This window comes from Streptomyces sp. NPDC055140, assembly GCF_053607285.1.
In genome coordinates, this window is the sequence record NZ_JBSGTG010000034.1 from 38,493 (window position 1) to 52,215 (window position 13,723).

The window sequence follows — 13,723 nt, forward strand, 5'->3', positions numbered from 1 at the left end:
CCTCGTGACGGAACGTGATGCAGACGTGATTGCGGTACGCCCGCACTGGTGCGCCTTTCGGTATGCCCTGGCGGGTCAACTCCGGCGTGGACCACAAGAGTTGCGGCCGTCACGGCTGCCGGTCCCGGACGGACGGAGTGAGCAGTGAGCGGAGCGCGGCAAGGATTCGGCGGACTGATCCAACGGGGCCCGATGGCCGTCGACGTCATCGGCAGCCACTACACGACCGTGTTCAACCACGCCGTGCGCGACCGCCGCCTGACCCGTCGTGCCCGGGGTCTGCTCGTCGAACTGCTCAGCCACCGTGACGGCTACGGCGTCTCGCTCGCCATGCTCATCAAGGCCGGCCCCGAAGGGAAGGACGCGTTGACGGTGGCGCTGCGCGAACTGGAGCGGCACGGCTACCTTCACCGCGAACGTGAGCGCGACCCACGCGGGCGGCTGAGGGAGGCCCGCTACTACCTGACCGATATGCCGGATGGTGTGGAGATCGTCGCTCAAGCGCCGTGGGCATCCCCGCCAGGCAAGCGGCACGAGGGCACGGAGGCGGTGCTGCCGCGTTCGCGCAGGTCAGCACCTGAGTCGGAAAACCCGCCCCTGGACAGTGGTCTACAAACGCCCAGGTCAGAACCTAAGTCGGGTTTCCCTGCGCAGGCTGAGCCTGCGCAGGGAGATCCGCTCCATAAGAAGAACAAGCTCAAGAAGACCAACGAGGAGAACACCAGCCCCCTCCCTCCCTCCGCCCAGGACACGCGCGAAGACAGGGGAGGGAGGGACGCAAAGACGGCCGCCCGGGGTGAGGAAACGTTGTTGTCGATCGCCCGACACCACCCAGACGTCCACGCAGCGTTGGCCACCGGCACCACCCTCGCCGACCAGGCCCCGCTCGTCGGCCGCCTCCTACAGGGCGGAGTCAGCCGCGAACACATCCGAGAAGCCCTCGTGGGCCGCCCCTACCCGCCACCCCAGCAGCGCACCCACTCCCTGGCCGCCCTCGTCGCCGCCCGCCTGCAGCAGCTCGCGCTCCTGGCCGCAGCCTCCGAGCAAGCTCGCCATTCCTGGACGGCGCCGCCACGTAGCACCGGCACTGAGGCAAGCCCGCAGGCACTGGCGGTGGGTGCGATCACGCCCAAGCCTGAGTGCCCGGGGCAGGACGGCCTGTGCGGACGGCCGGTGGGCGCCCCCGGCGCGCTGTGCCCCCGCTGCGTTCATGCGAAGCCATGATCCGCCCCACCGGCCACAATGATCAAACTGCAATTTGGAGAGAGCGGCCTGGCCTGGCGTGCCGTGGCGGGCGGCATACTGCCGCTGGTCTCCGCGGGGTTGTCGGCGAGTGGCACGACGTTCAGCGGTCCCGCCCTTGGAACCCAGGACCCCTGGACGGCTGCGGGGGAGAGGGCGAAGTGTGGAAGGCTTGTTCCTCGCCACCCGTCCTGTCCCGGACGGGATGTTGAGCACGACGGGTATTGCCCTGCGCAGCCAGATTGGATGTCTCGTGACCAGCAGTGCCACGCCTTTGCCGTTCCGCCTCGTCGTGACGGGCGGTGGAACCGGCGGTCACACCTACCCGGCACTCACCGCTGTGCGTACCTTGCGCAACCGGCTCGCCGGTCAGGGGCGCGGCCTGGAGGTCTTGTGGATCGGCACGGCCGAGGGCCTGGAGGCGCGCGTAGCGCCCGCCGAGGGCATCCCGTTCACCACGGTCGCCACGGGCAAGATCCGCCGCTCGTCGAACCCACTGAAGATGCTGGGCCCGGCGAACGTGAAGGACATGGCGCGCGTACCGCTCGGCGTCGCGCAGGCCCGCTCCCGGATCGCCGAATTCGCCCCGGACGTCGTCCTTGCCACGGGCGGATACGTCGCCGTCCCCGCCGGCCTCGCCGCCCGCCTGTGCCGGCGCCCCCTGGTCCTGCACGAGCAGACGGTGCGTCTGGGTCTGGCCAACCGGAAGCTCGCCGGGTCTGCCACCCGCATCGCGGTGTCCTCGGAGTCCTCCCTCTCCCTGCTGCCGCAGGACGTGCGTGCAGCAGCCGTCGTCACGGGCAACCCGGTCCGGCCAGAGGTGCTCACCGGCAACGCCGACAAGGCCGTCACCGCGCTGGAGCTGACCGGCTTCGACCGGCGCTTGCCCACCCTCTACGTGACGGGCGGCGCCCAGGGCGCGCAGCAGATCAACCAGGTGATCGCCCAGTCACTGCCCTGGCTGCTGGAGCGCGCGAACGTGGTCCACCAGTGCGGCCCGGCGAACGTCGACGAGCTGCGCACCGTTGCCGCTTCCCTGCCCGCAGCACTGTCCGGCCGCTATCACCTGACGGGCTTCGTCGGCCCGGAGCTGCCGGACGTACTCGCCCTGGCCGACGTCGTCGTGTCCCGCAGCGGCGCGGGCACCCTCGCGGAACTCACCGCGCTCGGCAAGCCCGCCGTGTTCATTCCCCTCGCGTCCTCGGCGGGCAACGAGCAGGCGCACAACGCACGCCACCTGCAGGAATCCGGTGCCGCCGTCGCTCTGGAGGGCGAGACGAGCCCGCAGCGGCTGCAGGCAGCGCTCGGACCGCTGCTGACCGACCCGGCCCGGCGTGCGGGCATGGCTCAGGCCGCCCGCGAGCACGGGCGGCCTGACGCGGCGGAGCGGCTCGTCGACGTGCTCCTGGAAGCTGCCCGCACCGCATAACGCGCGCTTGGTCAGGTGCCGCCCGTGGAGGTGGCCCGGGTCCAGTCGCTGCGGTCCCCGAGCCTGTGGTTGTCACGGCTGTAGTGCGTGACCGCCAGAGCCTCGTCCTGGCGGCGCGGCGTGATCTCGTCCAGGCGCGGCAGCGTGTCGGAGAGCAGGAGGCGGGCGTGCCGCATCGTCCTGTGCCACACGTCCCGTACCTCGTCGGTCGCGGGCCAGATCGAGAAGGTGACCTCGCCGAGGATCGGGCCGGTGTCGACGCCCTCGTCGATGAGGTGGAGGGTGGCGCCGTGCAGGTGTTCACCGTTGCGCAGCGCCCAGTTGACCGGCCGGGCCCCGCGGTACTGCGGCAGCCTCCCGGGATGGCAGTTGACTATCTTGGTGGTGTCATCGATCAGGGCCCGGCCGATGATCCGGTCGTACAGGACACTGACCACGAGGTCGCAGCGCCCGGGCTCGAGGTCGCGCCAGTCGCCGGAGGTGAGAAGCCGGGCGTCGGGGTGGTGCTGGGCGACGTGCTCGGACAGGCGCGCATCCCACTGCGGCTCGGGTGCGCTGGGGATGACGGTGTCCAGGACGGTTCCGTCCAGGCCGGCGAGGACGTCGCAGGCGTGGGCGGCGAGCGTGCCCTTTCCGAGCACGGCGGCGCGCTTCATCGCAGGGCTCCGGCGAGCGCGTCGACGACGATCTGGGCGTCGTGGCCGCTCATCAGCGGATGGAACGGCAGTGTGAGGTTGCGCTGGCCGATCCGCTCGGTGAGGGGAAGGGACCGGTGCCAGGGGGCGAACGCCGGTTGCAGGTGGTTGGGCGGATAGTGGGTGCCGACGCCTATGCCCTGGTCCCTCAGCGTGGTGAAGACGTGCTCGCGGTAGGGGATGTGGATGGCGAGCATCGATGGCACGGACGCGGACACGCCGACGTCGACCAGGTCCACGCCCGGCAGGTCCTTCAGCCCTTGTTCGTACTGGGTCCACAGGATCCTGCGGGCGCTTGCGGCTTCGTCGATGTGCCGCAGCTGGACGAGCCCGATGGCGGCATTGATCTGGGACAGGTGAGCGCGCAGCCCGGGCCCGTCGACGGTGTAGGAGATGCTGCGTGCCCGCTGGACCGGGGACTCGATCATGCCGAGCAGGCGTATCCGGCGCGCCCGCTCGGCGTCCTCCTCGGTGCGCGGCACGATCGCTCCGCCCTGCCCGCAGGTGAGCGTCTTGATCGGACCGAAGCTGAAGCACGTCAGCTCTCCCGTGGCGCCCACCCGCTGCCCGTCGGCGCGGCGCGACCCGAAGGCGTGGGCAGCATCCTCGATCACGGCGACGTCAAGACCGGCCAACTCGTCGCGGATCCGGGAGAGGTCGACAGCGCGGCCGCCGTAGAGCACCGGCAGCACGGCCCGGGTCCTGGGCGTGAGTGCCTCCTCGATCTCGTCGGAGCCCGTGCACATCGTGCGAGGGTCGACCTCCGCGAACCGCGGTAAGGCGCCCGTGGCACAGATCGCCTGGACCGTGGCGCAGAACGTCATCGACGGCACGACCACCTCGTCGCCCGGGCCCACGCCGGCGACCGCGAGCGCGATCTGCAGCGCCGTGGTGCCCGAGGCGACAGCCACCACGTCCGGCACGCCGAGATGGGACGCCAGGGCGCGCTCGAACTCCTCGGTCACCTCGCCGTGCCCGAACTGGCCGCTCGCCATGACCTCCCCGACGGCGTCCGCTTCCTCGCCGTGGAAGAACGGCCGGGCGTTCTGTGCGTACGGGGCACCAGCCATCCTGTTGAGGTCAGACATGGGCGAGGCCTTCCCGGTCGAGGAGCGGCGTCCACCGCTGCGGGTTGTCGCGGTACCAGGCGACGGTCTCCGCCAGTCCGGCGTCGAAGGAGCGCTGCGGCCGGTAGCCGAGCTCGCCGGCCGCCTTGGAGCAGTCCATCGCGTAACGGATGTCGTTGGCCTGCCGGTCAGGGACGTAGGCGATGGAGTCGCGGTTGGCGTCGCACAGGCGGATCAGCCGCTGCGCGAGCTCGAGACCGGTCTGGTCGGTGTCTCCGCCGAGGTTGTAGACCTCACCGGGCCGGCCGCGCCGCAGCACGGCTTCGATGCCGGCGCAGTTGTCCTCGACGTGGAGCCAGTTACGCACGTGCTGCCCGCGGTCGTGCAGGGTTACCGGGCGGCCGGTCAGGAGCCGGCCACGAAGAACGGGATGACCTTCTCGGGGTACTGACGCGGCCCGTAGTTGTTCGAGGACCGCGTGACGCACACCCGCGTCCCGTATGTGCGGTGCGCGCTGAGGGCGACCAGGTCGCTCGCGGCCTTCGATGCCGCGTACGGCACTGTCGGCAGCAGCGGCGCGTCCTCTGCCGCCCGCCCCTCGGCCAGCGGCCCGTACACCTCGTCGGTGGAGACGTGGACGAACTTGGTGATGCTGTGCCGGGTTGCCGCGTCGATCAGGGTCTGGGTGCCCATGACGTTGGTGGTCACGAACGTTTCCGGGGCCGCGTACGAGCGGTCGACGTGGGACTCGGCGGCGAAGTGCACCACCATGTCGTGCGCGGCCATGAGCCGGTCCACGAGGAGCACGTCCAGAATGTCGCCGTGGACGAAGGCCAGCTTCCCGGTGAGTTCGAGGTCACCGAGGTTGCCTCGGTGACCGGCGTAGGTGAGGGAGTCGAGGACGGTGATCGTCTCGACGTCGGGTGCTTTGAGCATGCGGTGCACGAAGTGGGAGCCGATGAACCCGGCGCCCCCGGTGACAAGAATGTGCATGGTCAACCTCATCTCTGTTTCGGTGCGCAGGCTCAGGCCGCCCCTCGGCTGGGAACGCACGGGCGGATAACGGCCGGAGCCTCCCTCGGGGGCAAGGCGCAGGCCCCGAGAAGTCTTGAGCCGAGCGCTGGGCGCCGGCCGCGGTGTGGCGGTCGGTGAGCACCACAAACCGCATTCAGGCTGAACTCGCCGTGCCTATGAGGCGAGTTGGATACTCCGAGAGGCGCAGGTCAGATCCTGTCCAGTCGTCCACGTCCTCGAGGCCGGCTAACAGCGCCCCTTCGGGAGGCCTCGGCGTCGGCGGTCGGGTGCCGTACGGATCCGGGAGCGGGTCGGCGCCAGCCGACTCCGTATCTGCTGGCGGATGGGCCGGAGCGACGGCCGCGGGCTGGTCGGCGCAGGCCTGCGTCGTCGCGCCGAGCGCGCCGAGGGACAGTAGCGGGAGTCCGAGCCCGAGTGTGAGGCGGTCGCGCCAGGGGAGCGGGGCCGGTCGGGCGTGCCGGGGGGGCGGTCAACCGGGGTTCGGTCACTCCCACCCAGCGGCGCGCCTGTGCCCCGCTCACGTGTCCGCCTTCAGCTCGGCCCAGACGGCTTTCCCGATCGGGCGCGGGGTGGTGCCCCAGTCCACACAGAGGGCCTCGACGAGCACCAGACCGCGGCCGGTCTCGTCGTCCTCGGTGGCGGTGCGCTTGGCCGGGCTGCGGGTGTGGTGGTCCGCGACTTCCAGGCGGACAGTGTCCGGGGCGAGGCGCTCGATGGTCAGGCGGCAGCGGGCGGGGGCGTCCGGGTCCTGGGGACCGGTGTGCTGAATTGCGTTCGTCACCAGCTCGCTCGCGATGAGTGCCGCGTTGTCGGCCAAGTCCTCGGGCAGGCCCCAGCACTGCACTGTGGTCCGTACGGCCTGGCGAGCGAGGGCGGCGCTCGGCGGCAGGCAGGCAAGCCCGACCGCGTAGCCGGGGTGGCCGGTGGGTCGGGGGCGCATCTGCGGTGCTGCGGTTCGTAATGCAGTCATGTTCGTCATCGCGGCCTCACGCTCGCGGCGGCTGTCGGAAGGGCGGCGGCTGCACTTCACGGGGTAGGCGGTGTGCAGCCGCCTGGGTCAGAACCGGCCTGGGGAGTCGGGCCGTTGCTGTCCTGACAGACAGTCAACGATCACTCGGTGCTGTGGGACCATCACGCATGCGGTACCCGCATAGGGATATGGGCTGAGCGGGTACGGGCGGGTGCTCGCAGCCACAACGGCTCTTAGCGTGGGGGTAGGCCGTGGATTTCCAGACGGGTTCGGTCCGGGACGCCTCCCGGACCGGGGACTACGGGCGGGTCATCGAACTCGCCCGGGTGGCACGGCGGATGACGCAGACCGCCTTGGGCCAGGCCCTCGGACTCAGCCAGTCCGCCGTGTCCCGTCTGGAGAAGAAGGGCACGGGCGCATACAGCACAGACACCCTCGCGGCGGCTGCGGAACATCTGGAGATTCCGCCGGCACTGGTGGGGCTTGCCGACAGTCGACCGCCGGGGCCACAGAACGACGGTGACGACGTGAACCGACGACTCTTCCTAGGTACTGCGGCGGCCGCGGCCGCCGCCCCGGTCCTGCCTCAAGTCCCCGGTCCTGCCGACGTGTCGAGTGGGCAGGCGGCGGCCCTTCGGCTCGCCACAGCGGCTTACCGCAGGCTCGACGGCACAACGGCGAGCCGGGATCTCGCAGACGCCGTGCAGGGCCACATGCGACTGATCCGGACGACCGCACAGGCGGCGACCGGCGCCGACCGCGAGCGCCTGGCGGCCGCCGGGAGCGAGGCTGCGAGCTTCGCGGGATGGCTCGCCTGGGACAAGGGCGACAACGGGTCGGCGCGCTCCTGGTACGGCTCCGCGGTCAAGAGCGCCCGAGCAGCCGGAAACGCGCTTCTGACCGCCTACCAGGCCGGGAGCCTGGCCCAGTTCGAGGCGCACGCCGGCAACAGCGTGGAGGCGCTCAACCTCGTGTGGCGCGCCCGCCGGTCGCTCGGGGACGGCCGTCCGGCCGTCGCGGATGCGTGGCTGTCTTCGGTCGAGGCCCTCGCGCACGCCGCGGGCGGTGATGAACGGCTGGCGGACCGGGCCCTGATCGCGGCCCGCGCGGGTGCCGAGGCACTGCCCGAGGAGGCGCCGCCGTGGCCGTGGGTGTTCTCGTTCACCCCGACGAAGGTGTCCATCGTGCGGGTCGCCTGCGGAGCCCGCCTGGGCATCGCGTCGTGGGTGCTACGTGAGGACACCGAGGCCCTCGCCACAGGCCATGACAAACAACGAGCGCTCCTGGTGCTCGACATCGCGGCCGGGCACCTCGCTGGCGGACGGGTGGACGCCGCGTTCGCTCTGGCATCCCGCGCGCTGGAAACAGGCCTTCGGTACCGTTCCGGCCGGATCGTCGAGCGGGCGCGAGCCCTTCGCCGGTCCCTGAGCACCGGGTCACCGCCCAAGGTGGTCCGCGAGTTCGACGAGCGATTGCACGGCGTCTATCTGTAGGAGGCAGCGCATGCGGGTGGGGATCACCGGACACCGCGGACTCGATGAGGAAGTCGAACGGCAGGTTCGGGCGTTGCTCGACGAGGCCGTCAGCCGCTACGACGCGGCCGAGCTGGTCGCCGTCTCGTGCATCGCCGACGGACCCGACGCCTGGTTCGCGGAATCCGTCCTCAGCCACGGCGGCCGCCTGGAGGTCGTCATCCCGGCCGCCGAGTACCGGGCGAGCCTGCCCGAGTGGCACCACGAGGTGTACGACCGGCTGATGTCCCGTGCGGCCGACGTCCATGAGACCGGCATGACGGAGTCGACGAGCGAGGCGCATCAGGCGGGCAGCGAAATCCTCGTCGGTCTCGCTGACGAGCTGCTCGCGGTCTGGGACGGGAAGCCCGCCCGCGGGTTCGGCGGGACGGCAGACGTCGTGGCGTACGCCGAGCGCACCGGAGTGCCGTTCCGGGTGCTGTGGCCCGAGGGCGCTAGCCGCTGACAGCCGCACTTGGGCCACGGCGAGACGCAGCAGTCACTGACACGGCCCTTTCCCAGCCTGCCAGGTACAGGACCTCGATAGGAGGTTCCCAGCACCGTCAAAACTCGGGTGATCAGCCCGCTACGGGGTTTTGGCGGTCCGGCTGGCGCGGACGTGCGCAACGTCGGCAGCGCTCTCTTCATGTACTTCCGTACCCGGAGAGGCTTCTGTGTGTCGGCGGGCCTGCCACGATTCAGAGGTGCCGAGCGAACCGTTGCTGTGCCTGCTGGTCTTGGGGGTGGTGAGGGATGGTCACATCGAGTGAGTTGCTGCCGGTGTCTCAGCCTCGCCCTCGAGTTCACCTTTAGCTTTGCCCTGTGCGTGTGGGCTGGGAAGTAAAGGTCTATGTGCGGGGTGACGTCTTGGTTTTGAAGGTCGTGAGGTGTGGTGTTCTGGGAAATGCGGTGGTCTTTCCTGGGTGCCGCTCTCTCGACGGCGTGATCCCCAACTGCCACCGGTAACTCGTGCGCAACTGCTGCCGAACTGAGCCGGCTGCCGGACATGCTTGCCGTCATGACCTTGATGCTTCCCGACGAGATGTGACTGCGGGCGTCTTGCCCGGCCTGCGTCCGGGCACGGCGATCGTCCTGGTGGCGGCCGGCGGGCCTGAGTCGTGGGGCGGCGCGCCGCGGGGTGTGGGAGTGAGGCGCCGGCTTTTCGGGCGGCGCATCACGGGTTGTGGGCAAGCGCCGTCGGCTACGGCGCGGGCAGCGGGTCGGTGTGGTCGTCGACGCCGAGGAGGAGCACGTGGTGTCCGACGGTCTCCGTGGCGCCATCGGTGACCTTCTCGACGTCGAGGCGCAGCCGGATGCGTCCTGCGCCTTCGCTGTTGGCCGCGAGGTCGTGTTCCAGCTTGTCGTCGAGACGGTCCAGGGCGGCCGCGGCCGCGGCGTAGTCGGCCAGGTCGCGGGCGAGGAGCTGGCGGGTGGCGGTGTCGCGAAGCTGATAGCTGGGCATCGGGGGATCATCCTCCGGCTGGTCGGGGTGATCAGGTGGTGGGGTCGGTGAGGTGGCGGGCCGTGTTCACTGCGCGGGACCAGACGTCGGGGCTGCCGCCGTGTTCGCGGGCGAGGGAGGCGGCAAGTCCCCGGACGTCGCCGCGCTCGCGCAGTGCGGCCAGGGCGATGGCTGCCCGCCGGTCGGCTTCCGAGCGGGTCGGCGTGGCCGCGGGGTGGTGCTCGAGGGCGTTGCGGACGACGTACTCCCAGGACCTCTGCGGACCGCCGTACTGCACGCTGAGCTCCGCGGCCAGACCCGGGTGGTAGCCGTCGCGCTCGATCGCCTCGGCGGCGTACTTCTCGGCGAGCTGCGTGGCGGTGAGCGGCTCACCGCCGGTACGGGTACTCAGCTCGGCCGCGAGAACCCCCTCGAGGGCGGAGGGCCGGCCCACGGGTGCCTCGGACTGCGGCCCGGGACGGCGGCCGGCCCTGCCGAGCTTGTCCCCGGTGCGCTTTTGGTCGAATTCCTGCAGATCGCCGATGCGGAAGCCGGGGATCATACGGCCGGTGGGACCGGCGACCTCGCCTGCGGAGTCCGGGAAGTAGTCGGGGTTGTCGCGACGGTACTTGCGGATCACCGAGGGCCCGTTGAAGTTCAGCAGCGCGGCTGCCTTGTTGATGGAGACGATGTCCTCGGGGCTGAGCTCGTACAGTTCGGGGTCGGCCTTGAGGACCTTGCTCGCCTTGTCCTGCTGGAACCAGGTATAGAAGGCGCGGAACTGCTGCTCGTCGTAGAAGTCCGTTCCATCGATGCGCTCCTTCTCCGGGTGGCGGTGCTCCGTGGGCTGCTCGTTGCGCACCTTGTACCAGCGGGCCGCGGTGCCGACGCTGGCGCCGGTGAACTCGCGGATCCAGTCGCGGTTGACCACGGCACGGCCACCGACGACGCGACGCTGCGGGTTCAGGGGCTTGGTGGACATTGCACTCTCCGGTCCGGGCCGCGGCCTTATACTGAGGGCCTGCTCCTCTTGTTCCTTCGGCGCTCACGCGCCGGCAGGGTGAGACGGGTTGGTGAAGGTGGTCGGCGGGACGTTCGGCCGGGGTTGCCGCCCTGGGTCGACACCTTCGTGAGAGGGTGCCTTCCGCCGCCCACCATTTTTTACCGCTTTTTCGCGTAATCAATATGACGCTCTTGGTGGGTGGCTGTCAATCTTGCCGGCGCACATCCCGCCATGAAGCCGCCCTCCATTGCCGTTCGAAGCGCGGCACCTGCTTGTTCTGCACGTGATGGGGAGCGGTCAGCATCAGCTCCTCCACCGTCGGCAACTCCGACTCCCTGCGCCGCCTCCAGGTCCGCACCCGCCCGTAGCGCTCGTCGACCTCGACGGGGTAGCCGTGCCGCTCGGAGACGGTGCGCAGCCTGCGGCCCACGTGGACTCGCGTTCCACCGAGCGCATCGGCCTGCTGCGCCGGGTGGGGTCCGCCTTCGAGACCGGCAGGATGCACCGCACGTGGTAAAGCGCCCACGGGCAGGTGAGTTACTCCTCGAACGCGGCGAGCGCGGGCCGGTCCTCGCCGCGGCCGGGTTGAACTGCTCCAGCAGGCTTCGGCGGCCGAACAGTTCGCCTGCGGATTGAGGCTGACCGACGTGTCCTCCAGGCCTAGCATCCGTCCGGCGATGTCTGGGTTGGCTCCGTTCACTTGTAGGGACAGCGTTTGTCAGCCAGTTTGGACAGCAGTTGCCGACCTACCAGCCCCGAGATGTTCGCGAGTTTTGGGCTCTGGTACAGATCTTGGGGAACGGTCGCAGAGGGGTACCGAGGCAAACGGCACGAGTTTCGGATCAGCCCACAGAACAATCTGCTAGGGCGGTCCAAATTTCCCGGCACTCTCTCGAGCAATGCTGACATCGTATGAACCATGGCAGCGACAGGAGACACATCCGAACCAGACAACCCTGTACGCATACATCTGCCCCTGGAAGAGGTGGCATGGCTGTATCAGGCGGATCAGCTGTGTCCGGAAGACCTGCCGATGACCGCAGCCCAGGCACTCGCAAGCGGAATGGACACCCCCACCCTGTGCGAGCTCGCGGGTCTGCCGCGCCATGCGGACCCCCGGGACATCCGTGACACATTTGAGCAGGCTCTCGCCGAATCGGGGATCGCGTTGCCCGATCACCACCTGGCCCAACGGTACGCGCTGCGCAGGCTGGCCACGAGATTCACCGCCGGGGAGGCAACTCTCGCCGAGTTGGTATCGGATGAGTGGTTGGAAATAGAGGTCGAGACCGCTCAGGAGCAAGCATTCCTGGCGCTCCTCCCGCCCTGCGCGTGCTGCATCGAGTACACGCTGGGGCTCGACGAAGCGGCGTGGGAAGCGCAACTGCGGGTCGCTGCCCGTGCCTTGGTCTCACACCCCACTGTCGGGCCGGGCATCTGACGAGTGACTCTGAAAGCGGTTCTGGCACAACAACTGGGCGTGGTCGCGGAGGGTCACTGAAGCAGAATCAATCTTGCGAAGGAGTTCGAATCCGGCGCGTCCGTCAGCTTGGCTGCGGTGTCGCCGCGCTCATCCCACAGCCGGGCACCGAGGTTGCGGCCGCCGGCCAGGCCGCGGCCGCACTCGCCGCTCTGCAGACCGTCCCGGTACAACTGGGCGTCCTGCAGGCGGCCGCGCTCCTCCTCGACGAACTCAGCGCCGACGGGTCGGACGACGAGACTCGGACGACCGCAGAGGAGACGGCCCGACTGCTTCGGGCGGCAATGGGCTTTCCCTCCGTGTGAAGCCCTCGATGTTCATTGCCGGTTGCGTGAGTTGATCTGCACGCCGCTCGTCACCGCCACACCGATAGCGCCGACGGGTCCAATGGCCTCCGCGTTGTGCGTCAGGGCCAGGATGACCACGGCCACGATCGAAACAAGCCCGGTCACGAGGGTGGCCCATGCCAGCCGGTTCGAGCTGGGTTCCGGGGGCGTGCCTGGGGTACCGTCGATGGACGTCACTCGGTCAGTTCTCCTCACAGCAGGACGGACCAGCTCGACGTAACGAGAGGGAGACCTCCCCGCGGCCGGCCCTAGGAAGCAGAGCTGCGACGAGGTCTCCCTTCGTCGTGCCGAAGGGGTATTCGATGACGCCCACGGTACAGAGGGGCGTTGACAACCGAAGTGCCAAACCTCACCCATGGACAGCCCTGACCGCCCCTCAGGAGAGAGCAGGGGGAACGCAATTGCGGTGACTGTGTAGCGTGGTTGTTGTGCTCCGCCCTTCGCCCACCCGGGCAGCGTTCTAGCAGGTCAAAGCCCTGGGTGCCTTTCGCGGACGAAACAACTCACTTACTGTCAGGCGCTTTTGTGTGTGACGCACCCCACTTGGCTGACGTCGCCTTCTTCGTGTCGCCGATCGTCAGGATGACGCGGCTGCGTCCATCATGCTGGGCCGCTGCCAGGGCTACGACCCGCGTCTTCCTCGCAGGTGGGGGTCCACTATGGAGCCCCTCCACCGGGCTTCTGGCCTGGCTCGCAGGCTCCAGGAACACCTTCTAGATGTGAGGGGCGAACTGGCTGCTCGTAGGTAGGTCCTTGGTCTCTGCCGAGCTTCTGGCCTGGCCCGGCCCGCAGGTTCCAGGAACACCTTCTAGATGTTGATGTTCTTGTCGCGCAGGAAGACCTTGATCTGCCTGGCGAACTCGACGACCTCGTACACGGACTCGTTGGTGAGGAAGGTCATCGGCAAAGGTGCTGAACACGTGCCCCTCGGCACAACAGACAACAGCCGTTCCTCCGTCTGCCCCTCGACGAGGGGCAACAGCTTCGCGACCAGCTTGCCGAACTTGACGAGGTTGTCGATCTCGTCGCGCTCCTTGGTCTACTTCGCGGACTCGGCGGTCTTTTCTTCTGTCTCCTTCTGACGAGCTTGAGAAGGAGGGAACGCAGCCCGGGAAGGAACGGAACACAGCCGTGTCCATGAACTGATCGGTTGATGGACAGCGACGCCTGGAGATCGACTCACCGCGCCGGAGCAGCTGTCGGTGTCCATCAAGGATGTCCAACAGCTGCCCTTCCGGGGCCGTCAAAGGCGTGCTCATGGTGAAAGGGCAGGTGCCCGCTCAACTCCGAGGCCTCACTCCCGAAGTCACCGGCCGCCCACAGTGACGATGACGGTGATCACGGCGGCGAACACGCCAGCCCCCGTGAGAGCGACGGTCATCGGCTGGCTCAGGGACGGCCGGCGGTGCACGGCGTAGGCAAGTGCGCCAACGAGCATCAAGCCGACCAGACCGAGCAGCAGGATGACCAACAGGGCGAGCGTGGACATGGACGGTTCCCCCT

At 69.1% G+C, this 13,723-nt stretch carries 13 protein-coding genes and 1 pseudogene; 5 read left to right on the forward strand and 9 right to left on the reverse strand.

The features are described from left to right. Positions 1-192 precede the first annotated feature (192 nt). Both ACWFR4_RS40350 and ACWFR4_RS40355 read left to right on the forward strand, forming a co-directional pair. The gene (locus ACWFR4_RS40350) at positions 193-1,224 is read left to right on the forward strand and encodes a hypothetical protein (protein ID WP_453656594.1); all 1,032 of its coding nucleotides are present in this window, start codon (positions 193-195) and stop codon (positions 1,222-1,224) included. A 223-nt stretch (positions 1,225-1,447) separates the two neighbouring features. Beyond that, positions 1,448-2,671, forward strand: a complete 1,224-nt coding sequence (locus ACWFR4_RS40355; protein WP_453656634.1) for a UDP-N-acetylglucosamine--N-acetylmuramyl-(pentapeptide) pyrophosphoryl-undecaprenol N-acetylglucosamine transferase — start codon at positions 1,448-1,450, stop codon at positions 2,669-2,671. An 11-nt stretch (positions 2,672-2,682) separates the two neighbouring features. Here the strand turns inward: ACWFR4_RS40355 and ACWFR4_RS40360 are convergent, their stop codons facing one another. The 4 genes and pseudogenes from ACWFR4_RS40360 to ACWFR4_RS40375 form a co-directional block, all read right to left on the reverse strand. Next, positions 2,683-3,327: a formyltransferase family protein gene (locus ACWFR4_RS40360; RefSeq protein ID WP_453656595.1), complete on the reverse strand. Its 645-nt coding sequence runs from the start codon at positions 3,325-3,327 to the stop codon at positions 2,683-2,685. Continuing rightward, the gene (locus ACWFR4_RS40365; protein WP_453656596.1) at positions 3,324-4,454 is read right to left on the reverse strand and encodes a DegT/DnrJ/EryC1/StrS family aminotransferase; all 1,131 of its coding nucleotides are present in this window, start codon (positions 4,452-4,454) and stop codon (positions 3,324-3,326) included. The genes ACWFR4_RS40360 and ACWFR4_RS40365 overlap by 4 nt, the downstream gene beginning before the upstream one ends. Next, positions 4,447-5,426 (reverse strand): annotated as a pseudogene (rfbB, locus tag ACWFR4_RS40370) (dTDP-glucose 4,6-dehydratase). Before rfbB ends, ACWFR4_RS40365 begins: the two are co-directional and overlap by 8 nt. 559 nt (positions 5,427-5,985) lie before the next feature. Beyond that, entirely contained in the window at positions 5,986-6,438 is a 453-nt protein-coding gene (locus ACWFR4_RS40375; RefSeq protein WP_453656597.1) for an ATP-binding protein, read from the reverse strand. Positions 6,439-6,689: 251 nt separating this feature from the next. Between ACWFR4_RS40375 and ACWFR4_RS40380 the strand changes: the two genes are divergently transcribed. Next, a complete protein-coding gene (locus tag ACWFR4_RS40380) occupies positions 6,690-7,931 on the forward strand; it encodes a helix-turn-helix domain-containing protein (protein WP_453656598.1) in 1,242 nt (413 codons plus the stop codon). Between the two features lie 10 nt (positions 7,932-7,941). Further along, positions 7,942-8,415, forward strand: a complete 474-nt coding sequence (locus ACWFR4_RS40385) for a hypothetical protein (RefSeq protein ID WP_389705177.1) — start codon at positions 7,942-7,944, stop codon at positions 8,413-8,415. Positions 8,416-9,150: 735 nt separating this feature from the next. On the opposite strand, the gene ACWFR4_RS40390 is transcribed toward ACWFR4_RS40385, so the two are convergent. From ACWFR4_RS40390 to ACWFR4_RS40400, 3 genes are all read right to left on the reverse strand, one after another. Next, positions 9,151-9,411 carry a hypothetical protein gene (locus ACWFR4_RS40390; protein ID WP_453656599.1) on the reverse strand — a complete coding sequence of 87 codons (261 nt, stop codon included), beginning with the start codon at positions 9,409-9,411 and terminating at the stop codon, positions 9,151-9,153. Positions 9,412-9,442: 31 nt separating this feature from the next. Beyond that, entirely contained in the window at positions 9,443-10,372 is a 930-nt protein-coding gene (locus ACWFR4_RS40395) for a hypothetical protein (RefSeq protein WP_453656600.1), read from the reverse strand. Between the two features lie 226 nt (positions 10,373-10,598). Continuing rightward, a complete protein-coding gene (locus ACWFR4_RS40400) occupies positions 10,599-10,823 on the reverse strand; it encodes a hypothetical protein (RefSeq protein ID WP_453656601.1) in 225 nt (74 codons plus the stop codon). Positions 10,824-11,312: 489 nt separating this feature from the next. On the opposite strand from ACWFR4_RS40400, the gene ACWFR4_RS40405 reads away from it, so the two are divergent. Then, positions 11,313-11,834 (forward strand): hypothetical protein, encoded by a 522-nt coding sequence (locus tag ACWFR4_RS40405; RefSeq protein ID WP_453656602.1) that lies wholly within the window; start codon positions 11,313-11,315, stop codon positions 11,832-11,834. Between the two features lie 356 nt (positions 11,835-12,190). Here the strand turns inward: ACWFR4_RS40405 and ACWFR4_RS40410 are convergent, their stop codons facing one another. Then, positions 12,191-12,397, reverse strand: coding sequence for a hypothetical protein (locus tag ACWFR4_RS40410; RefSeq protein WP_453656603.1), 207 nt, complete (start codon positions 12,395-12,397; stop codon positions 12,191-12,193). A 1,129-nt stretch (positions 12,398-13,526) separates the two neighbouring features. Beyond that, positions 13,527-13,709 carry a hypothetical protein gene (locus ACWFR4_RS40415; RefSeq protein WP_453656604.1) on the reverse strand — a complete coding sequence of 61 codons (183 nt, stop codon included), beginning with the start codon at positions 13,707-13,709 and terminating at the stop codon, positions 13,527-13,529. Positions 13,710-13,723: the final 14 nt, after the last annotated feature.